General features: G+C 68.3%; 18 protein-coding genes. 8 read left to right on the top strand and 10 right to left on the bottom strand.

Features of this window, described 5'->3' with window-relative positions; all coding sequences use genetic code 11:
• Nucleotides 1-29: 29 nt before the first annotated feature.
• Both ACYVD1_RS25885 and ACYVD1_RS25880 read right to left on the bottom strand, forming a co-directional pair.
• The gene (locus ACYVD1_RS25885) at nt 30-1,340 is read right to left on the bottom strand and encodes an AI-2E family transporter (RefSeq protein WP_460777085.1); all 1,311 of its coding nucleotides are present in this window, start codon (nt 1,338-1,340) and stop codon (nt 30-32) included.
• 70 nt (nt 1,341-1,410) lie between these two features.
• Nucleotides 1,411-1,818: a YccF domain-containing protein gene (locus ACYVD1_RS25880; RefSeq protein ID WP_460761693.1), complete on the bottom strand. Its 408-nt coding sequence runs from the start codon at nt 1,816-1,818 to the stop codon at nt 1,411-1,413.
• Between the two features lie 741 nt (nt 1,819-2,559).
• On the opposite strand from ACYVD1_RS25880, the gene ACYVD1_RS25875 reads away from it, so the two are divergent.
• A complete protein-coding gene (locus ACYVD1_RS25875) occupies nt 2,560-2,859 on the top strand; it encodes a WhiB family transcriptional regulator (protein WP_017588640.1) in 300 nt (99 codons plus the stop codon).
• A 167-nt stretch (nt 2,860-3,026) separates the two neighbouring features.
• Here ACYVD1_RS25875 and ACYVD1_RS25870 read toward each other — a convergent pair whose 3' ends face one another.
• Nucleotides 3,027-4,334, bottom strand: a complete 1,308-nt coding sequence (locus tag ACYVD1_RS25870; protein WP_460777084.1) for a phosphoribosyltransferase family protein — start codon at nt 4,332-4,334, stop codon at nt 3,027-3,029.
• A gap of 450 nt (nt 4,335-4,784) precedes the next feature.
• A complete protein-coding gene (locus tag ACYVD1_RS25865; protein WP_460777083.1) occupies nt 4,785-5,345 on the bottom strand; it encodes a GNAT family N-acetyltransferase in 561 nt (186 codons plus the stop codon).
• Nucleotides 5,346-5,688: 343 nt separating this feature from the next.
• Between ACYVD1_RS25865 and ACYVD1_RS25860 the strand changes: the two genes are divergently transcribed.
• Nucleotides 5,689-6,867: an MFS transporter gene (locus ACYVD1_RS25860; protein WP_460777108.1), complete on the top strand. Its 1,179-nt coding sequence runs from the start codon at nt 5,689-5,691 to the stop codon at nt 6,865-6,867.
• 110 nt (nt 6,868-6,977) lie between these two features.
• Here the strand turns inward: ACYVD1_RS25860 and ACYVD1_RS25855 are convergent, their stop codons facing one another.
• The 3 genes from ACYVD1_RS25855 to ACYVD1_RS25845 form a co-directional block, all read right to left on the bottom strand.
• Complete coding sequence (locus ACYVD1_RS25855) at nt 6,978-7,700, bottom strand: hypothetical protein (RefSeq protein WP_460777082.1); 723 nt, start codon at nt 7,698-7,700, stop codon at nt 6,978-6,980.
• Nucleotides 7,701-7,727: 27 nt separating this feature from the next.
• Nucleotides 7,728-9,176: a hypothetical protein gene (locus ACYVD1_RS25850; protein ID WP_460777081.1), complete on the bottom strand. Its 1,449-nt coding sequence runs from the start codon at nt 9,174-9,176 to the stop codon at nt 7,728-7,730.
• Between the two features lie 405 nt (nt 9,177-9,581).
• Complete coding sequence (locus tag ACYVD1_RS25845; protein ID WP_460777107.1) at nt 9,582-10,592, bottom strand: YihY/virulence factor BrkB family protein; 1,011 nt, start codon at nt 10,590-10,592, stop codon at nt 9,582-9,584.
• A 94-nt stretch (nt 10,593-10,686) separates the two neighbouring features.
• Between ACYVD1_RS25845 and ACYVD1_RS25840 the strand changes: the two genes are divergently transcribed.
• The 6 genes from ACYVD1_RS25840 (at nt 10,687) to ACYVD1_RS25815 (ending at nt 15,127) form a co-directional block, all read left to right on the top strand.
• A complete protein-coding gene (locus tag ACYVD1_RS25840) occupies nt 10,687-10,776 on the top strand; it encodes a putative leader peptide (RefSeq protein WP_394296592.1) in 90 nt (29 codons plus the stop codon).
• A 190-nt stretch (nt 10,777-10,966) separates the two neighbouring features.
• Nucleotides 10,967-12,664: a nitrite/sulfite reductase gene (locus tag ACYVD1_RS25835; RefSeq protein ID WP_460777080.1), complete on the top strand. Its 1,698-nt coding sequence runs from the start codon at nt 10,967-10,969 to the stop codon at nt 12,662-12,664.
• A 23-nt stretch (nt 12,665-12,687) separates the two neighbouring features.
• Nucleotides 12,688-12,894, top strand: a complete 207-nt coding sequence (locus ACYVD1_RS25830; protein WP_460763260.1) for a hypothetical protein — start codon at nt 12,688-12,690, stop codon at nt 12,892-12,894.
• Complete coding sequence (locus ACYVD1_RS25825) at nt 12,891-13,592, top strand: phosphoadenylyl-sulfate reductase (RefSeq protein ID WP_460777079.1); 702 nt, start codon at nt 12,891-12,893, stop codon at nt 13,590-13,592. The genes ACYVD1_RS25830 and ACYVD1_RS25825 overlap by 4 nt, the downstream gene beginning before the upstream one ends.
• On the top strand, nt 13,589-14,338 hold the full coding sequence (locus tag ACYVD1_RS25820; RefSeq protein WP_460777078.1) for a sirohydrochlorin chelatase: 750 nt from the start codon (nt 13,589-13,591) through the stop codon (nt 14,336-14,338). Before ACYVD1_RS25825 ends, ACYVD1_RS25820 begins: the two co-directional genes overlap by 4 nt.
• 21 nt (nt 14,339-14,359) lie before the next feature.
• Nucleotides 14,360-15,127: a formylglycine-generating enzyme family protein gene (locus ACYVD1_RS25815; RefSeq protein ID WP_460777077.1), complete on the top strand. Its 768-nt coding sequence runs from the start codon at nt 14,360-14,362 to the stop codon at nt 15,125-15,127.
• Here the strand turns inward: ACYVD1_RS25815 and ACYVD1_RS25810 are convergent.
• The 3 genes from ACYVD1_RS25810 to ACYVD1_RS25800 are packed head-to-tail and all read right to left on the bottom strand — an operon-like array spanning nt 15,053 to nt 18,018.
• Entirely contained in the window at nt 15,053-15,958 is a 906-nt protein-coding gene (locus tag ACYVD1_RS25810) for a carbohydrate ABC transporter permease (RefSeq protein ID WP_460777076.1), read from the bottom strand. The two genes, ACYVD1_RS25815 and ACYVD1_RS25810, sit on opposite strands and share 75 nt — an antisense overlap.
• Nucleotides 15,959-16,885, bottom strand: coding sequence for a carbohydrate ABC transporter permease (locus tag ACYVD1_RS25805; protein ID WP_460777106.1), 927 nt, complete (start codon nt 16,883-16,885; stop codon nt 15,959-15,961).
• Nucleotides 16,886-16,890: 5 nt separating this feature from the next.
• A complete protein-coding gene (locus ACYVD1_RS25800) occupies nt 16,891-18,018 on the bottom strand; it encodes an extracellular solute-binding protein (protein WP_460777075.1) in 1,128 nt (375 codons plus the stop codon).
• Nucleotides 18,019-18,889 lie beyond the last annotated feature (871 nt).

The raw sequence follows: 18,889 nt of genomic DNA, 5'->3' as shown, positions 1-18,889 counted from the left end.
TTCCCCGGGAACAGGAACCCGGTGCGAGGTCACTCCTTGGCGGGCCCCTCCTTCTCCGAGGAGGGCGCGACGACCACGACAGCGGCCGCCTCCTTGTCGGGTGGCGACCGCCTGTCGTCACCCTGTTCCTCTTGCTCTTCGTTGACGTGCGACGGAGGCCGGTTGCGGAGCAGCGCCGCGAGCACAGCCGCGATCGGGGTGGCCAGGAACATCCCGACGATGTTGCCCAGTATGCCGCCCGCGGTGATGGCGATCAGGACGATCGGCGAGGGCAGTTCCAACGCCTGCCCGTAGATGCGCGGCGCGAAGATGCTGCTCTCGGCCTGCTGGACCACGACCACGGCAGCCACGATGACGAGGGCGATCACCGGCCCCTCGGTCACCAAAGCGACCAGCGCCGCGAGCAGGCCGGTGAGGAAGGCTCCGATGACCGGCAGGAACGCCCCGACGAACGTGAGCACGATCAGGGGGATCGCGAGGTTCGGGTCCAGGAAGATGAGCAGGACGATGCCGATACCGACAGCGTCAATGACACCGACCATGGCCACTCCGCGCACGTACCGGCCCATCACCCCGTAGGCGACGTTGCTGGCGTGGCGCAGGCCCGGACGGGACTTGGGCGGCAGCAGGCTGACGAACCAGTCGACGAGCTTGTCACCGGAGTGCAGGAAGTACACGGTAAGCGCGATGATCAGCACCAGGCTGATGAGGATCTGGACCACGGCCGCGCCGGCGGTCCAGGCCCCGGTGAGCAGCTGGTCGGTGTTGTCGGTGATGATCCCCTGGATCTGCTCCCAGGCGTTGTCGATCATCTCTGCGAAGAGCGCCGGATCGAGCCCGAAGGGGACATCGATTTCCTGGAGTTGCGTCACCGCCCGGGAGACGCTGCGCACCAGACCGTCGAAGCCCTGGATGGCCGGTTGGACGACCAGCGTGACCACACCACTGAGTACGGCCAGTCCGGTGAGGACCGTGGCCGCGGTGGACAGGCCGCGGCCCAGTCCCCTGCGACGGAACCAGCTGGCCAGGGGCATGAGGAGCGCGGTGATGAAGACCGCGATGATGACCGGCAGGGTGACGATCGAGAGGTAGATGGCCGCGTAGACGAGCAGACCCGCGACCACCCCGACGAGAAGGACCCGCCAGGCGACGTCGCTGACAACCCGCAGCAGGTCACCGGCGCCCATGTCGTCGTCCGGTTCGGCCTCCTTCTCGGCCTCCGGTTCCGCCTGCTCCTCAGCCTCTTGGGCCTCAAGCTGGGCAAGGCGCTCGGCACGAGCTCTGCGGGCGCTAAGCCACTTGTTCAGGAGCGCCCATACTCCCGGCCGCTGGGCTTGCACATGTACTCCATTCTCCGGGGGATGCACGTATGGGGGTCAGGGTTCTCGCGAACCGCGGGGGACAACACTGTCAGAACTGCCAGGGTTCCCGCGGGCGTCCGCTGTGCACGATCTCGTTGCCGAAGGGCGCCAGGGCCACGGGGATCATCTTGAGGGAGGCCCAGGCCATCGGCAGGCCGATGATGGTGATCGCCAGACCGAACGCTGTGACGATGTGGCCGATGGTGAGCCACCAGCCTGCGACGATCAGCCAGATGACATTCATGACGGTCGTACCGCCACCGGCACCGGGGCGGCGCACGAGGTCGCGCCCGAAGGGCCAGATCGCGTAGCTGGCCATGCGGAAGGAGGCGATACCGAAGGGGATCGTCACGATGAGGATGCAGCAGATGATCCCGGCGATGACATAGCCGATCGCCAGCCAGAATCCGGCCACGAAGATCCAGATGATGTTCAGGATGAGCCGCAAGAGGGCCACGGTGTTCGTCTCCTTGCTTCGGTCCCGAGTGGGATGGGCGCGCGTTCGTCCGGCGGAGCCGAAACGAGCGCATCCTGTTTTCTATCGTCTGGGACGCCCACACACCATGACCTGTTCCCCACTTCTTCCCTGGCCCTTCCCCTAGGGGGCAGCGCAGGACGGGGCAGGGCGGGTTCGACCGAACGTCGGGTCCCGGGTGCCGGTGTCAGGAGACCGCTGGGAGGCCGACCTGCCGTCGCTCTGGGTGAGGACATACGGTCACACACAATCTCGGAGGCCGTGCGGGACCACAATGTGATGGGCGCATCAGGGCGACCCCCTAGGCAGGAGGGACATGGCGCCATACGATGACCTATGTCCTTCGCAAGACGGTAGATCTCGCGATTTGCGACAAAATCTGACAGACAACCAGAGACCGGACGCCAGGCATCAGGTTTCGGTAACGGTTGGATGAGCAATTTCCCCACCCCCCGTGCATGATCGGGAGTGGGGATGGCATGATTACGTACCGGCTAGGACGGGGGCTGTCACCGCCTCCCCAGCCGTTCGCGTGAGCACCCCATCATCGGCAGGCATCGCCTCTGTGATGGCGCTTCTCGTGGTTTCAGCCACACCGGGGAACAACGCCAGCACCGCTCGACGTTTGCGTCGTGCGGGGTGACTCGCGCCGCATGACCAATTTTTGGTGACTGAAGCTTTTTCAGACAGCTTACTAGTGATTTCAGTAGAGGTGGTTCAAGCATGTCTCAGGTACGTCGGCAGGCCGCGCTGCGCCCCCGCCCGAGCTGGGGGTGGCAGGATGCCGCCGCGTGCCGGGGCGAGGACCTTGTGCTCTTCTTCGGCCCCGATGGCGAGCGCCAACCGGAGCGGGAGATTCGCGAGCGCAAGGCCAAAGAGATCTGTGCGGCCTGCCCCGTTCGAACCGACTGCCTGGACTACGCGATCTCGCGTCCGGAGAAGTACGGCACGTGGGGTGGACTGAACGAGGACGAGCGCGCCTCCGAGCGCCGTCGCCGTATGCGACGCGCCAACGCCGCCTAAATTCCAGGAGTTCCCCCGCCTAACGGATCTCTCCCGGTGGCCCCGGCCCCGTTAACCCGCGGCGCCCCGACGATCGACGTCGAGGGCGCCGCGGGTTTTCCATGCCCTCCGGACATTTCCACACCCGTCCGGCCCAGCCGGCAGGAACCTCCCACAAAGGGGCGGACTCACTCCGCGTGCCGCGACAGGTGCCGGCCGAACCAGTCGAGCGTCGCCACCGCAACCTGGCGCCATTCCTGGGCACCGTGCAACAGCTGCTCGGCCCCGCACACCACCCGCAGGTCGGACAGTCCACCCATGCGTCCGCGCGTCCACTCCCCCAGTTCACGCACGAACGAGTCCTCACTCGCCAACAGGATCAGGGCAGGGGCCCGCACCGCGGGCAGGCTCGGTTCAGCGAGGTCGATACGCCCGCCGTGGACCACCACCGACGCCACGTCCTGCGGCCGCTCCGCTGCCGTCACCAGGGCCGCGGGGGCGGCGGCGCCCGAACCGAGCACGCCCAACGGTTCGCTCGCCGCGTCAGTGGCGCGGCGCAACCAGGTCACGGCGGCGCTCAGACGCTCACCCAGCACCCGCGTCTCCGTTCCGGTGTCACCCGGGCCCCGCTCGTCCCCGGTGAGCAGGTCCAGCAGCAGCGTGGCGTATCCCGCACGGTGCAGGGCCGAGGCGATGGCCCGCCACCGGGGGTCGCTCCGACTCTCCCCGAAGGCCATCACCACCACACCGCGCAGCGCCGTCGGCATGGTGAGGTCACCGTCCAGGTAGACCTGTCCGGCCCGGATCCGCACGGCCCTGGCCGCGTCGGGACGCTGGTGAAGGCGGTCGCGTTCGTCCAGGATCGCGGTGACGTGCCCGTCGGAGAGCTGGTCGAAGTCGCTGTACCACTCCCCCACCGCCCGGAAATTGTCCGGCGCGCTGAGCACCACCAAGGCGTCAGCCTCAGCCCGCAGGGTCTCTATGGCCTCTGGGGAGGCCACGGGCACGGCCAGCACCAACCGCGACGGGGCGGCATGGCGGACCATGCGCAGCGCGGCGCGCGCGGTGCCACCGGTGGCGACCCCGTCGTCGACGATCACGCAGTCGCGCCCGGCGATTCTGGGACCGGGGCGTTCCCCCCGGTAGACGCGGCGCCTGCGGTCGAGCTCGTCGCGTTCGGAGGCCACGGTGTCGGACAGGGCCTGCCGTGGCACACGTAGCCGGGCGAGGGCCCGGTCGTCGTAGAGGACGTGTCCGTCCTCGGAGATCGCGCCCACTCCGGTCTCCGGCCTCCCCGGCAGACCGATCTTGCGGACCACGAGCACATCGAAATCGGCGTCCAGGCGCTGGGCCAGTTCCGCGCCGACCGGAACCCCGCCCCGCGGCAGCGCGAGCACGACCGGATCGTTGACGGCGTGGGGACGCACCCGCTCAGCGAGGCGTCGGCCTGCCTCGGACCTGTCAGCGAAGGGCAGTGAAACGGGTACCGGGTTCATGTCCTCACCGGCGCCGGGGCCGCGTGGCCCGGCACCGCTCCTTCCGGCTGTATGGAGTGAGCCGCTGGAAAAGTGATACCGGCATACCCCGCGGTGCACGGGTTACAACCCCGGCCAGCCGCAAAAAGCGCGACGGTTCAGGGCGTGTTCGGTGGATGCTGCCCGTCGCGAGCGGTGTGGGGTACTGCGCCGCAGGCGTCCGTTGAGGGTGGTGGCGGGCGACGAACAGGGGGTACTGCGCCGCAGGCGTCCGTTGAGGGTGGTGGCGGGCGACGGGTGGGCGGTGCCAGCACAAGGCCGAAGAAGGAGTTCCCCTACTGTGCACTGCCTCGCAAGCTCGGCAGCATCGCACAGCGGGGGCCCGCCCGGGTTCGGCTGTCGACTGAGAGATGCGCAGTGCAAGTGCCGCTGGGGCGACGCGCAGCAGAGTACGTGCCCGCCGAGCACGCCCTAACGCCTTCGGAACCCGCGGCGGAGCACCGCCATCAACAAGGCGTCGTGTCGGCGGCCCTCCCAGAGAAGCGCGTCGCGCATCCTGCCCTCGACGTAGAAGCCGCAAGAGCGGTAGACCGCGATGGCCCGCATGTTGAAGGCGTACACGTACAGCCAGACGCGGTGCAGGCCGATGTGCTCGAAGGCGTACTCGAGGACGAGCTCCGTGGCCTCCCTTCCCAGCCCCTGACCGGTGAACTCGATCGCCGACAGGGCAATGCGGTACCCGGCGGTCTCGTTCTCCGCGGATACCGCGTAGATGGAGAGCTCCCCGAGGTAGCGGCTGTCCTGGGGCGCGATGATGGCCAGATCCAAGCGGCCGTCCCTATCCGCGCCACCCTCGCACCACTCGCGCGCACGGTCGTAGGTGAGGTGGCCGTGGGAACCCGTGAGCCTGCGGACCTCCTCGTCGAGTCCCGCCGCGAAATAGTCGTCCGTGTGCTCCGGCCCCAACGGGACCAACCGGACGCTCTTCCCGGTGAGGGTGGGCGTCTCTCGAAGCGCGCTCGTGTTGATCATGGTGATCTTCCGGTTCCGACCAGGACCGTCGGGGCACGGCGGATCCCGGTGTGGGGGCGGGGGTCAGGGGTGCCGTACGCGGGAGCGGGCCGCTGGGCGGGGCCGGTACAGGGGCCCGGGCTGGGAGGGCGGATCGGGGTGCGACGCCGGGTTGCGTGTTCTCCTGTGCCGCTTGGGTGACGGGGACAGAATCCCTATGTAAAACGGCGCCGAGTCCGATGGCAAGCCCGAAGGGCCATCGCGCTGAGAATACTCTGGTCGTCCGCTCATAGGACCCGATACGATCCGCAGGCACCGAAACGACCTGTGGGAGATACCCGTGAACACGCAGACCGACGCTTCCATGAGCGCACCCCCACCCGAAGCCAAGCGGGCGCGCGTCGCGGTCTCCACACTGTTCTTCGTCAACGGATTCACGTACACGAACGTGGTGCCGTGGCTTCCCGTGATCAAGAACGGCCTGGGCCTGAGCAACGCGGAGCTGGGGCTGGCGATCGCGGCGATGCCCTTCGGAGCCATCCTGACCGGGATGCTCGCGGGGCCGCTCATCCACTGGTTCGGCAGCGGCCGGACCGCGGTAGGCACGAGTCTGGTCTCCCTGGGAGCGCTTCCATTCATCGCGCTCGCACAGAACTGGTGGATGCTCGCCGCGGCACTGTTCGTCCTCGGATCCGCCGACGCCTGGACCGACTCCGCCCAGAACTCCCACGGTCTGCGCGTCCAACGGCGCTACCGGCGCAGCATCATCAACACCTTCCACGCGGTGTGGAGCCTGGCCGCGGTCGCCGGAGGCCTGCTCGGAGCGGCCATGGCCGGAAGCGGGGTACCGATCCTGTGGCACCTGGGCGGAGTGACGGCCCTTCTGGTGGTCGTCAACCTGGCCGTGAGCCGCATGCTGCTGCCCGGTCCGGAGAACAGCGAGCGGGAGGACGGCACCGACGGCCACGACGGCACCCGCTCCCGCATCCCAGGGAAGGGGATCGTCCTGCTGCTGATGCTGGGAGTCCTCCTCATGATGGCCGGCGGCATCGAGGACTCCGCGGCCTCGTGGGGAGCGGTGTACATGACCTCCGAACTGGGCGCACCCCTGTTCCTGGCCGCCATGCCGTTCGTGGCCTGCCAGGCGATGATGACGGTCGGGCGCCTGCTCGGCGACCGGGTCACCGACCGCTTCGGCGCCGCCCTGGTCGGCAACGCCGGCGGGCTCCTGGCCGCGGGCGGCCTGACCTTCGCCCTCCTGCTGCCGCACCCGGTGACCACCATCATCGGATTCGGTGTGATGGGACTGGGCGTGTCCACCCTGTTCCCGCTGACCCTGGCCGCGGCCGGGAACGTGCCCGGTGTCCGCACCGGGGACGGGGTCACGGTGGTGGGCTGGCTGGGCCGCGCCGGGTTCCTGGCATTCCCGCCCGTCGTCGGTTTCCTCGCCGACTCCGTGACCCTCGGCGGTGCGCTCTGGGTGATCGCGGCCGCCGGCGTGGCCGCCTTCCTGCTCTCCCCCGCCCTCAGGCCCCGCGGCTGACCGAACCCGCGAGCCAAAGGAGAAGGGCCCCGCCCGCCAGACCCTGAGGTACTGGCGGGCGGGGCCCGCACACCCGTCACACCCGCGCGGACGCGGGAGCGAACGCGGTGTTACTCGACCGTGCCCGGGCGACGGCTGCCGGCCCACAGGGCCAGCGCACCGATACCGGTCACGACGGCGCCGCCGAGCACGAAGCCCGACATGTCGACGCCCGTGGCGGCGAGGGTCTCGCCACCGCCACCCGCGGTGCTCGTCGGGGTCGTGGACTCGGGGGTCGAGTCACCGGGGGCGCTACCAGCCGGGGGCTGGAGGTCGTCACCCGGGTCGGTGCCGTCCTCAGGCGGGTCCACCGGCGGGTCCGTGGGCTCCTCCGGGTCGGTCGGCGGGTCCGACGGGTCCTCACCGTCGTCCGGCGGCGGGTCCGTGGGCTCCTCCGGCGGGTCCGACGGGTCCTCACCGTCCTCCGGCGGCGGCTCCGGCTCCTCCTCCGGCGGCTCCGGGTCCTCCTCCGGCGGCTCCGGATCCTCCTCCGGCGGCGGGCTCTCGCCCTCGTCCGACGGCTCGTACGGAAGGATGGAGACGACGTCGTCAACAACGTCCTCAACCACCGGAGACAGTTCGCTCTCGGGGATCTCGATCTCCGGGAGCTCGGACTCCGGGGCCTCGGCCTCCGGAACTTCGGCCTCCGGGGCCTCGACCGTCTCCTCTGTCGCCTCAGGGGCGTCGGGAACGGTCTCGTCCACGGACTCGGCCGCGAAAGCCGGACCGACCGAGAAACCGGCCATGAAGAGGCCCGCCGCGGTGACGGTAACTACCCGATTCTTGGGGGACATCCCACTCCTTTCTTTCTCTTGTTGTGGTTATTCCTCAGGGGGGATGGCATACAGGTGGTCGTCGTGGACCACCACCGCACGGTCGCCGAGCAGGCCGTACGGGGTCTCTGAGTCCTCAGGGAGTTCGGTGGGGTCGCCGGAGGCGTCCAGCGCCACCCGGGCCCCGTCGAGTTCCCCGAACATGCGGTCACCGATCGCGGTCTCCGGCTCGAATCCCGGGACCACGGCGGTCTCACCGGACGCGGGATCGAACAGCACCGGGCCGTAGGCGACCAGGTCCGGACCGATGGGAGAGGAGAGGTGACGGGTCTCCTCCAGCGCATCCTCGTCGATCTCGGCGCTGCCGAGCGCGGTGCCGTCCTCGCGGTCGTGGAAGGCAAGGACCGACCCGTCTCCCTGGAGCGGCTCCCAACGGACGACGACGTACTCGCGAAGGGCGGTCAGCACCGCCTCCATCTCGCCGGCCTCGTCCGGGCGTTCAGCGTGGACCTCCTCGGCCTCGCCATCGGACTCCACCCAGTTCCAAGGGCCGCTGACGACGGCGGTCAGGACGCGCCCGTCGGCGGCGAGCATCGGCGCGGAGCCCCCGGGGGCCTCGACCTCCTCGAGTTCACCGCCCAACGGAAGGTAGGCGTCGTCATCGTCACGGACCAGGGCGGATTCGCCCGCGAACCGGGCCGAAGCGGACTCGGGGAGTTCGACGCTGCTGCCACTGCCACCCCCGGCGGGCCAGAAGTACAGGGCCTCGGCCGTCTCCATGACGATGGTGGACTCGCCGTCGTACTCCACGAAACGCGGGGCGTCAAGCCCCTCACCCGCTTCGAAGGGCAGGGTCACGGACCACTGCCGCGAACCCTCGGAGTCGAGCAGGTTGAGGCGTTCGTCCGGGTCGATGTAGGCGAGGTGCTCCCCGTCCCGGCTCACCCCCGGGCTGGTCTCGGGCGCCAGCTCCTCGGAGATGTCGACCACCGGGGCGAAGCCCGGAGGGGCCGAGTACTCCAGGGCCACGGTGTTGTCCTCGTCCGTTTCGTCCGCGCCGTTGGCGGGCCCCGGAAGGAAACGTACCGCGGCCGCCCCGAGCCCGACCACGAGCAGCAGCGCGGCCGCGGCCGCCCCGACGATCAGGAGCTTGCGGCCGTTGCTGCCTCCGCCTTGCTGCTGCCCGGGCACCGGGGCCTGCGGCGGCCCTTGGGGGCGGTCCGGCACGGACGGCTCCGCCGCCTGCACCACCCCGTCGGGCGTGGCGACCAGCCGCCAGTATCCGTTGGCGTCCCGGGCATCGACCAGGACCGGCTGCCCGATGCGAGCGGCATGGCCGGTGGCGACGTCCAGCGCAGCACGTCTGGTCTCCTTGGGCGCAGGTCCGGTCACGACCTGACGATGCCCGTCGATGACGATCTCAGCACTGCTTTCGTCGGGCGCGATGACGATGACGGCGGTGGGCCGGGAGTGCCCCGGACGGGACGCCCGGCTCATGGTGCCTCCGAAGGCATGGGGAACGTGAACCTGTTCGTGTACGGGAGCAGGGGAAACTGGGTCAGCGATGACCGTGGGTCATGGCTTGGCGGGGTGACCAAGCGGGGGTTAACGGCACACGCGTAGTCAATGCTGCACGCGATGATACTGACCGCCGCAGGGGATGATCAGTTCGCTCCTTCGCCAAGAAATCGGACAACGATCGCATTATCTCCACCCGACTCCTCACCCCACCCGGGCTGACCTGCTCCTACGTGTGATGTCGCGTCACGGTACGCATCGCGCCCATCACGCCAACGCTCGTGTTGACACGTCAGAACGTAGTGAGGTTCACGCCGAAAGTGGCCGAATCCGGCCACCCTGGGGCACGGGAGGACCCCGAGCACACCCTCTTCCCTCCGGTACTCAACGGCCGTTGGGGCCGTGGAGGGTCTCGATGACCGCCTGTTCGCGACGCTGGGCGATGCGGTCGGCTCGCTCGAAGCGGCGGTTGGCGAGCTCGGCCCGGGCGGCGGCGGTGCGCACTGTGGGCCACAGGGCGTCGATCTCGGAGTTGAGCGAAGAGCCCACCAGGATGGCGAACGCCATGACGTACAGCCAGGCCAGGATCGCGATCGGCGCGGCGAGCGAGCCGTAGATGGTCACCTGGCCGAAGGAGGCGTCCAAGTAGGCGCGCAGACCCGCGGAGCCGGCGAGGAGCACCGCGGCGGCCAGGACCGCACCGGGAAGGTGGCGCCACAGCGGAGTGCGCACCGGGATGCTCAGCGCGTAGAGGAAGGTGACCGCCGTGACCACCAGCAGGGCCACAATCGGCCAGTAGAAGAGGTTCAGGCGGCCCACCGTGACCGGCAGGAGCTGGTGGACGAGCTCCGGACCGGCCACGATGACCGGCAGGACCAGCACCGCGAAGAGCAAGCCGCCGAGGTAGGCGAAGAAGGCCAGGAATCGCTGGCCCACCCATCCGCGCAGCTCGTCCAGGCCGTAGGAGATGGTGATCGAGCGGATGAAGACGTTCATCGCCCGGGATCCCGACCACAGGGACACCAGGAAGGTGACCGAGAGGATCCCGCCCTGGACACCGCCTAGGAAGTCGTCCACCAGCGGCGCCACCACGCTGTCCACGGTGGCGGGGGTCAGGACCCGGGCGGCCAGGTCCAGCATCCACACTCGGATCTCGACCACGATCTCCTCGCCGAACACCGCCGCCAGCGGACCGAGCGCACCCAAGAGGCACAGCAACAGCGCGGGGAGTGAGATCAGCGCGAAGAAGGCGGACTCGGCGGCCAGGCCGATCACTCGGTCACGACCGAGGGCCCGGATGGTGCGCAGCACGAGGAGCGTCCCGCTGTGGAACACGGGATGACGTTTCAGCCAGGCGTCGGACGCTCGCCACAGGCCCTCCCAGAAACCCACCACAGGAGGAACGTTAGTCGAAGGCATGACGTGACTCACGTCTCCATGGGCCGGCCACGCCTGGACAAAGGCGCGGCCCGCGTGCCATTCTCAAACCATGACCGCTGTTCTTGACCCCATGCTCCGCGTGCGCCGCCACGTGGACTTTCTTCGGGTCAGCAGCGCCATCTGTTGCAGCGTCGGATAACTCTTCGCCGCCTTATTGACGCACCCGTGACACAGGGGTGTGCGCGGCCCCGGCGCTTCCCTCTGCATCGAACTCCCACACCCGCGGATTTCACCCGTATCACCTGGCACGACGACGTGCGGTGCGTACGGGCCTGCGGTGCGGGCGCCGGGACCGTGAGCATCCCGCGACCCCATCGGAGACACCCGCGATGCCTCCCTCTTCCGCGCAGCCCGGCAAGGCAGCGACAGCAGCCAAGCCCCGGCGCCGTCGTGGTGAGGGCCAATGGGCCCTCGGCTACCACGAGCCGCTGAACAAGAACGAGGAGAACAAGAAGAACGACGACGGACTCAACGTCCGCGATCGGATCATCAACGTCTACTCGAAGGCCGGGTTCGACTCGATCGACCCAGCCGACCTTCGTGGGCGCTTCCGCTGGTTCGGCCTCTACACCCAGCGGGCCCCGGGCATCGACGGCGGCAAGACCGCCGTCCTGGAGCCCGAGGAACTCGACGACCGCTACTTCATGCTGCGCGTGCGTATCGACGGCGGCCAGCTCTCCATCGCCCAGATGCGCGCCGTCGGCGAGATCTCGCGGGACTACGGCCGCGACACCGCCGACATCACCGACCGGCAGAACGTGCAGTACCACTGGATCCGGGTCGAGGACGTGCCCGCGATCTGGGAGAAGCTGGAATCGGTCGGCCTGTCGAGCATGGAGGCCTGCGGCGACACCCCGCGTGTCATCCTCGGCTGCCCGCTGGCCGGGGTCGCCGAGGACGAGATCCTCGACGCCACTCCCGAGATCGAGCAGATCTACGAGGACCACATCGGCAGTCCGCTGTACTCGAACCTGCCGCGCAAGTTCAAGTCGTCGATCTCCGGGTGCGCCACGCACTGCGTCAACCACGAGATCAACGACGTCGCCTTCGCCGGGGTCCGCAACGAGGCCGGTGAGGCCGGCTACGACCTGTACGTCGGCGGCGGCCTCTCCACCAACCCCATGTTCGCCAAGCGCCTGGGCACCTTCGTGCGCCCCGACCAGGTGAGCGAGGTCTGGGCGGGCGTGTGCGCGATCTTCCGCGACTACGGCTTCCGCCGCCTGCGGACCCGCGCCCGGATCAAGTTCCTCATCAAGGAGTGGGGCCCGGAGAAGTTCCGCGAAGTACTCGAGCAGGAGTACCTCGGGTACGCGCTGCCCGACGGCCCCGCCGTGGAGCTGGACACCGGCACCGAGCGTGACCACGTCGGCGTGCACCGCCAGCGCGACGGGAAGTTCTACGTCGGCTTCGCGCCGAAGGTGGGGCGTGTCTCCGGCAACAAGCTGCTGCGGGTCGCCGAGATCGCCGAGGAGCACGGTTCGGACCGGATCCGCACCACCGCGGACCAGAAGCTCGTCATCCTCGACATCGACGAGGACCGGGTTCCGTCGATCACGGCGGCGCTGGAGTCGGAGGACTTCCAAGTGCACCCGAGTGTCTTCCGCCGCCAGACGATGGCCTGCACCGGCATCGAGTTCTGCAAGCTGGCGATCGTGGAGACCAAGGGCCGCGCGGCCTCGCTCGTCGACGAGCTGGAGAAGCGGCTGCCGGACTTCGAGGACCCCGTGACCATCAACGTCAACGGCTGCCCGAACTCCTGCGCACGCATCCAGGTCGCCGATATCGGCCTCAAGGGTCAGCTGATGCTGAACAACGAGGGCAAGCAGGTGGAGGGTTACCAGATCCATCTGGGCGGCGGCATGGGGCTGACCCAGGCCTTCGGCAAGAAGATCCGCGGACTGAAGGCCACCGCCGACGAACTGCCCGACTACATCGAGCGGTTGCTGCTGCGCTTCCAGGAGCAGAAACAGGACGGCGAGACCTTCGCGAACTGGGTCGGACGCGCTGAGGACGCCGACCTCAAGTAAGGAACTCAAGGAAGAGGTGCGCCATGTCCGAGAGGGCCGCGCCCCATTACTGCCCCTATTGCGGCGACGAGGACCTGGTGCCGGAGGAGGGAGCCGCCGTCAAGGGTGAGGGCTACCCCTGGGCCTGCTTCTCCTGCGCCCGGGTGTTCCGGGTCAAATACGTGGGCCTGCGCTCCGCCTCGTTCTCCGCGGGCGGTGCCCCCTCCAGACCGACGGAAGGGAACGAATGAACGCCACGATCACCCAGACGGGTGGCCCCGAGCTGGCCGACCGGGCCGCTCGGGAACTCGAAGGGGCCTCGGCCCAGGAGATCATCACCTGGGCGTCCGAGGCCTTCGGTGCTGAGCTGTGCATGACCTCCTCCATGGCCGACGCCCTCATGGTGGACCTCGCGTCGAAGGCGGCCCCGGGGATCGACGTGATCTTCCTGGACACCGGCTACCACTTCCCCGAGACCCTCGGTACTCGGGACGCCGTGGCCTCCATCTACGACATCAACCTGATCAGTGTGGAGCCGAAGCGGACCGTGGCCGAGCAGGACCTGGTACTCGGCCCGAGGCTGCACAACCGGGACCCCGGCATCTGCTGCCACCTGCGCAAGGTGGAACCCCTGCAGCGCGCCCTGGAGCCGTACTCCGCCTGGTTGACCGGTCTCCGGCGCGAAGACTCCGTAACCCGCCGCGACACCCCCGTCGTGCAGTGGGACCGGCGGCGTCAGATGACCAAGGTGAACCCCATCGCAGGGTGGACCCAGGAGGAGGTGGACACGTACATGGCCGAGCACGGTGTACTCGTGAACCCCCTCCAGTACGACGGTTTCCCCTCGATCGGCTGCGAGCCGTGCACACGCCGAGTGGCTCCGGGTGAGGACCCCCGGAGCGGCCGCTGGGCCGGAAGCGGCAAGACCGAGTGCGGGATCCACGTATGAGCGAGGAGACGGTGCCCCTGCTTGCGGTGGCGCACGGGAGCCGGGACCCGAGGTCGGCCGAAGCGGTGTCGGCGGTCTTCGACCGGGTGCGCGCGCTACGCCCGGAACTGGACGTGCGACTGTCCTACCTTGACCATGTCGCGCCCAGCGCAGAGGACGCGCTTGACGAGCTGGCCCAGAACGGCACCGGTGAGGTCGTGGTACTGCCGCACCTGCTGACGGCGGCCTTCCACAGCAAGGTGGACCTGCCCGCCGTGCTGGACCGGGCGCGGAAGCGGAGCCCGTGGTTGCGGGTGCACTACGCCGACACCCTGGGCCCGCACCCGCTGCTGTTGGACGCGGTGGAGCGTCGGCTCTCCGAGGCCGGTGCGCAGGCCGGACCCGGGACCGCGCTGGTGCTGGCGTCGGCCGGATCGAGTGACCCGGAGGCCAACGCCGTCGTGGAGGACCTGGCCCGCCAGCTGGCCGAGCGCGGCCCGTGGGGCGAGGTCGTGGCGGCCTACGCCTCGGCCGTGCAGCCGACCCCGGACGAGGCGGTAAGCGCCCTCTTGGGGCGGGGTCACCGCCGTGTGGCCGTCAGCGGCTACCTGCTGGCGCCCGGTTTCTTCTCCGACCGGGTGAGGACCCGGGCGGTGGAAGCGGGGGCCGCGATAGTAGCCGATGCCCTCGGGGTCGTCCCAGAGCTCGCTCAGGTGGTGCTGGAGCGCTACGACGCGGCAGTGGCGGACCGGCACGCCACCGTGTGAGACCAGCCCGGTGAGATCACGATGGTGAACGCACACGGTTGCGGAGAGTTCGAGGATGGCGGGGTGGCCCCCGAGTGGGGGCCTCCCCGCCCCGTCGCGTCCGCTGCGCCTCAAGCGGCCGCTGGGACCATGGTCGAGATTGAGGCATTCGAGTTGGCCCCGTGGCCGGTGACCCGAGGGCTCTACCACGCCGTCACCGGAGCAGCACCGCCGTCTGACACAGCGGGGCCGGAAGCACCGGTCACGGAGGTCTCTTGGCTGGAGGCCGTTCGGTTCTGCAACGCCCTCTCCCGGCTGGCCGGGTTGCGTCCCTGCTACTCAGCGGGGACGGATCCCGACGCGGAGGACGTGGCCTGGGACCGGACCGCCGACGGGTACCGGCTGCCAACCGAGGTCGAGTGGGAACACGCCTGCCGGGCCGGGACCTCAGCCGTCCGGTACGGAGAGCTGGACGACATCGCCTGGTACCGAAACAATGCCGGGGGCCGGGTGCGGGACGTCGCGGGCAAGCTGCCGAACGCATGGGGCCTGCACGACATGATCGGCAACGTGTGGGAGTGGTGCTGGGACGTCTACGATCCCCGCGTCTACGGCCCGTACCGGGTGTTCCGCGGCGGAGGCTGGAACGATCGGCGCTGGGGCTGCCAAGCCTCTGGGCGGCGGAAGAGCCACCCGAGCCTGCGTATCGACGACCTCGGCTTCCGCATCGCCCGCTCAACGGAAGCTGCCCGCCGTCAGGCCGGTCACCAGGTAGCGCTCGATGAAGACGAACAGCACCACGACCGGTAGCACCGCCACCAGCGAGGCCGCGAACAGGTACTGCCACTGAACCTCGTACTGGCCGATGAAGGCGGTGATGCCCACCGTCAGCGGTTGCCGGTCCTCCGAGGTACTCAGGGTCAGCGCCACCACGAACTCGTTCCAGGCCGAGATGAAGGTGAAGATGACCGCGGTCACCACACCGGGAAGCGCGGTGGGAATGGTGATGCGCAGCAGCACACCGATGCGGCCCAACCCGTCGGCCATGCCCGCGTCCTCGAGGTCCTTGGGAATGGCGGCGAAGGTCGCCGTCAGGATCCAGGTGGAGAAGGCCAGGTTGAAAGCCGCGTTCACCAGGATCAGGGCCAAGTAGGTATTGACCAGGTCCAGCGCCACGAACTGCCGGTACAGGCCGATCACCAGTGCCGTCGGCGCGAACATCTGGGTCACCAGCACCAACAGCAGAAATGCGGTACGGCCGCGATAGGCGTTGCGGGCCGTGTAATAGGCGGCCGGAGTGGCCACCAACAGCACCAGCAAGGTGGAACAGGTGGCCACGATCAGCGTCACGCGCAGGTGCTCACCGATCGGCGCGACATTCCACACCTCGACGAAGTTCGCCCACTGCCACTGCTCGGGCAGGATCGAGGTCGGGGTGCGGAACAGCTCCTGCGCCGGTTTCAGCGAGGTCAGCAGCATCTGCAGGTAGGGAGCCAAGAAGACGAAGCCCACCAGCCAGGCGCCACCGGTGATGAGCGCCCGGCGCAGCGTGAATCCCGCGGGGCGGCCCGTACGACTGGCTCCGAGGCGCCGCGGCGCACGGTTGCGTTCCGGGGTTCCCCCCGGGGCTGCCTTCGACATTCAGACCTCCATCCCGCGTTTGCGCACGATCCGCAGGTAGACCAGCACGACAACGAGCACCAGGAGGAAGTTGACCACCGCCATGGCCGCCGAGGCACCGACGTCGTTTCGCACGAACGCCAACTTGTACATGAACGTGGTGGTCGTGTCTGTTGCCGAGGCCGGACCTCCCCCGGTCATCACCCAGATGATCGGAAAGGAGTTGAACACGTTGATGATGTTGATGACGGTGGCGATCAGGATGGCAGGGCGAAGCATCGGCAGCGTGATGCCGACGTAGGCCTGCCACGCGGACGCCCCGTCCATCCGGGCGGCTTCGTACACCTCTTGGGGGATGGCGGACAGCCCCGCGATGATCACGTAGATGGTGAACGGCAGGGACACGAACACCGCCACCCACATCATCCACGGCAGGGCGGTGGAGGGTTGCCCCAACCAGTCCACCGGGCCGTCGAGAATGGGCCCGACCAGCGGCAGCGGCCGGGTGAGGACGGCGTTGACCAGACCATAGAAGTAGTCCAGCATCCACCGCCACACGATGGCCGTCATCACCAGCGAGGCGGCCCACGGCAGGATGATCAGCCACCGCACCACACGCCGGCCGGGGAACCTCTGCTGCAACAGCTGGGCCAGCAGCAGACCGAGCACCACCGTGATGGTCACGATCCCGGCCACCCACACCACGGTGCGCAGGACGACCGGCACCAGTTCCGGTTCGGCCAGCAGAGTGCGGTAGTTGTCCAGCCCGGCCGAACCGCGCACCATGCCGGTGAGCGAGATCTCGGAGAAGGACGTGCGGAGCATCTCCACCGCCGGCCACAGCACCACGGCGAAGATCAGCAGCAGTGCCGGTCCGATCCAGGGAAGCGGGGCCAAGGCCCGGGCGAGACGTCGCGACCGCCCGGTCTTGGCCCGCTCAGCGGTCACCCTGCTCAATCCGATGCTTCCTCTGCCCGGCGCTGGATCTCGTCCAGCACCTCCTGCGGGTCGCCGTCCTGCACTCCGGCGCCGACCTCCTCCTTGACCGCACCGTCTACGGTGGTCCAGGCCGGGTGCTCCGTGGGATAGAACTCCGACGTGGGCAGCGATTCGATGAAGGGCTCCATGAGCGGGTCGTCGTCCATGTGGTCGACGGCGGCCTCGGTCGCTGGCAGGAAGCCCTCCAGCTCCAGGAACTCCGAGTAGTTCTCCTCCTGGTAGAAGAAGTCCAGGAACAGGTTGACGGTCTCGTCGTTTCCGTTGTCGAAGGCCATCAGGAAGTCCTGGACCCCCAGCGTCATCGGCGGGTCCCCGGCGTCGGCCAGCGGGATCTCCGCGACGTTGTAGTCCAGGTCGGGGTTCTGCTCCTCGATCATGCCGGGCAGGAAAACGGCACCGTTGAGCATGCCGATGTCCCCCTGCGCGAAGACGTTGAACAGGTCGGTGCGGTCGGTCCCGCCCGGGTTGGGCTGGGTGAGACCGTCGTCGACCATCCCGGAGAGGAATTCCAAGGTCTCGGTGTTCTCGGGACTGTTGATCTGCCAGTCATCACCGTCGTACAGGGTGCCGTTGTTGCCGGCGATCCACATCAGGAACTCGGCCTGGGCCTCTTCCGGGCCCAGCGGCAGGCCGTAGCCGATGGAGTCGCCGTCCAGGTCGTCGATGGCTCCGGCGGCCTCCCGAAGCTCGTCCCAATCGGCGGGCGGCTCCTCGATTCCCGCCTCGTCGAACAGTTCCTCGTTGTAGAAGAGGAGTCGTGTGCTGGCGATGAACGGCAGTGCGTACTGGGTTCCCTCGTAACTGGCCGCCTCGGCGAAGCCCTCGTCGAAGTCGTCGAGAACCTCTGGGGAGACCGCGTCCTCTGCGGGCACCAGCAGGTCGTCCAGCGCGTACTCGGAGAACTTGTTCAGGTTGAGGATGTCGGGCTGTTCACCGGTCTGGATGCGGGTGACGATCTCCTGGTCGATGTCGTTCCAGTTGACCACCTGCAATTCGACGCTGTAGTCCGGGTTGGCCTCCTCGAACTCATCGATGAGGTTCTCCCAGTAGGGCTGCGTCTCGGGGCTGTATTCGGCCGCCATGAAGGTGATGGTGTTGTCCCCGCCCCCACCCCCGGCTTCGCACGCCGCCAGGGGAATCAGAAGCCCCAGCGCCGCCGCGCTTGGGAGGAGCCGTTTTGCTCGCGGATGCATGTCTTACCACCGTCTCTCCGTTGGAGCTGGGTGAGCGTGAAGTGTCCGGGAGTGGCTCGGCACGTGCTCGCCAACCGGGCACGCTGAACGCACCACAGTGATCAGTTCTGCCTCTTTTTCGCGATTAGACATCAAAAACACTCACGACGGCAAGAGGCGGTTACCAACCTGCTACTTGGGATTTCGCTGCGATACTCCTGGACGCGCGGGGTCGGTGTCCAGGGGCGGCATCCATGGACCGGTATCCAAGGTCCTACACCCAAGAACCTGCACCCAAGAACCTGCACCCAAGGCCCGCCATCCAAGGTCGGCCGCCGCATCGATGATCTCGAATAGTTGCCCACGTTCGGCACTGACAGTTATGGCCATTCAAGGACGGTTGGCGACATAAATGGACGCATAGTGACATAAAGCGATAGCTGCTGACAGAGATGGACATATGGTGCAGCTGGGACGGCTGTGGGCATGCTTGGGCAGCTGAGACAGCTGGGACGGCTGTGGGCAGCTGTGGGCAGCTGTGGGCAGCTGTGGGCAGCTGTGGACAGGCTTAGGCAGGCTGGGGCAACGGGGGTTTGCCCTGTCAGCTTGAGGTTGCCTCCCGGGCTAGGGTGTCCTCCTTTCCCGCCGCCCGAGTGTGGCCGTCTCCGCTGCGCGCCTCAAGGTCGTCGCCATCGAGCGCTTCGCGCCAAGACCGCGTAGTTAGCGCTCCGGGCCCGATGTCAAGTCCGTAACACCACACCCCTGCACCCATGACAAAACA

The sequence above is a fragment of the Nocardiopsis nanhaiensis genome (assembly GCF_054778635.1).
The sequence above is the reverse complement of the archived record's forward strand: the minus strand, read 5'-3'. Positions and strand labels throughout refer to the sequence as shown.

Bases quoted from the DNA above. Each gene is read 5' to 3' on its own strand.
- ACYVD1_RS25875 (WP_017588640.1), top strand. From the start codon at position 2,560: ATGTCTCAGGTACGTCGGCAGGCCGCGCTGCGCCCCCGCCCGAGCTGG.
- ACYVD1_RS25870 (WP_460777084.1), bottom strand. From the start codon at position 4,334: ATGAACCCGGTACCCGTTTCACTGCCCTTCGCTGACAGGTCCGAGGCA.
- ACYVD1_RS25865 (WP_460777083.1), bottom strand. From the start codon at position 5,345: ATGATCAACACGAGCGCGCTTCGAGAGACGCCCACCCTCACCGGGAAG.
- ACYVD1_RS25860 (WP_460777108.1), top strand. From the start codon at position 5,689: ATGAGCGCACCCCCACCCGAAGCCAAGCGGGCGCGCGTCGCGGTCTCC.
- ACYVD1_RS25855 (WP_460777082.1), bottom strand. From the start codon at position 7,700: ATGTCCCCCAAGAATCGGGTAGTTACCGTCACCGCGGCGGGCCTCTTC.
- ACYVD1_RS25850 (WP_460777081.1), bottom strand. From the start codon at position 9,176: ATGAGCCGGGCGTCCCGTCCGGGGCACTCCCGGCCCACCGCCGTCATC.
- ACYVD1_RS25840 (WP_394296592.1), top strand. From the start codon at position 10,687: ATGACCGCTGTTCTTGACCCCATGCTCCGCGTGCGCCGCCACGTGGAC.
- ACYVD1_RS25835 (WP_460777080.1), top strand. From the start codon at position 10,967: ATGCCTCCCTCTTCCGCGCAGCCCGGCAAGGCAGCGACAGCAGCCAAG.
- ACYVD1_RS25830 (WP_460763260.1), top strand. From the start codon at position 12,688: ATGTCCGAGAGGGCCGCGCCCCATTACTGCCCCTATTGCGGCGACGAG.
- ACYVD1_RS25825 (WP_460777079.1), top strand. From the start codon at position 12,891: ATGAACGCCACGATCACCCAGACGGGTGGCCCCGAGCTGGCCGACCGG.
- ACYVD1_RS25820 (WP_460777078.1), top strand. From the start codon at position 13,589: ATGAGCGAGGAGACGGTGCCCCTGCTTGCGGTGGCGCACGGGAGCCGG.
- ACYVD1_RS25815 (WP_460777077.1), top strand. From the start codon at position 14,360: ATGGTGAACGCACACGGTTGCGGAGAGTTCGAGGATGGCGGGGTGGCC.
- ACYVD1_RS25810 (WP_460777076.1), bottom strand. From the start codon at position 15,958: ATGTCGAAGGCAGCCCCGGGGGGAACCCCGGAACGCAACCGTGCGCCG.
- ACYVD1_RS25800 (WP_460777075.1), bottom strand. From the start codon at position 18,018: ATGGCGGCCGAATACAGCCCCGAGACGCAGCCCTACTGGGAGAACCTC.